We start from the raw sequence: 731 nt of genomic DNA, 5'->3' as shown, positions 1-731 counted from the left end.
CGTCAGGGCCGGGCGGGCGGCGCCGTGAGGCCGACGGGTGCTGTCCGGGGGGTCGGTGCCGCCCAGCCGTAGGCCATCCCCTCGACCAGGACACCCGGCCACCCGCGCCACGCGACACCCGGACCAGCCGGACGACACCACCAGGCCGACGGGTGCCTCCGGCGGACGGTGCCGTTCGGTGGACGGTACCGCCCGGGCGCCTGGCCAGCCCACGACCCGGCGGCCAGGCGCCGGGGCTGCGCGACGAGCAGGCGCCCGGGCTGCGCGACGACCAAGCCGGCCCCGTGCCGGCCGACGTGCGTGCCGTTCGCCTCCGTGCCCGCCGGCGTCCGGGGTGTCCGCGCCCGCACCACCCGCTCCAGCACCGCCGCGTGCATCTGCGTGCCGCCGAGGCGGGCGTCGGCCGGCGCCGGGATGCCCCTCGCCGACGATGCCGCTCGGCGGGCAGGGGCGGGTCAGTCGACCACCGGTGCCGTGCGGGACTCCAGGGCGAGGCGGGTGTCGTTGCCGTAGACGCCGGTTTCGTCGCCGCGGATGCCGTACCAGAGCTGGAAGCGGGCGACCGCCGCGGTCAGGGCGGGGTCGTAGCGGCCGCTGGTGGAGCCGTCCCGGTAGACGTCCGGGATGCGCAGGAGGCGTTCCTGGAGTTCGGTCACCTCGGGGCCGGTGGCTCCCTCGCGGAGGGTGCCCGGGCCATCGGGGTCGGCGGCGGGAGGGGTGGGTGTAGGTGT

General features: G+C 78.1%; 1 protein-coding gene. It reads right to left on the bottom strand.

Annotated elements, in window-relative coordinates; translation table 11 throughout:
• Positions 1–455: 455 nt before the first annotated feature.
• The coding region (locus tag CA983_RS44525) for a peptidoglycan-binding domain-containing protein (protein WP_244207377.1) at positions 456–731 on the bottom strand (276 nt) is incomplete at its 5' end.

It is taken from the genome of Streptomyces swartbergensis, from assembly GCF_002148965.1.
Taxonomy (GTDB): Bacteria; Actinomycetota; Actinomycetes; order Streptomycetales; family Streptomycetaceae; genus Streptomyces; species Streptomyces swartbergensis.
Note: the sequence above shows the minus strand (reverse complement) of the source record. Positions and strands in the feature narration are given on the sequence as shown.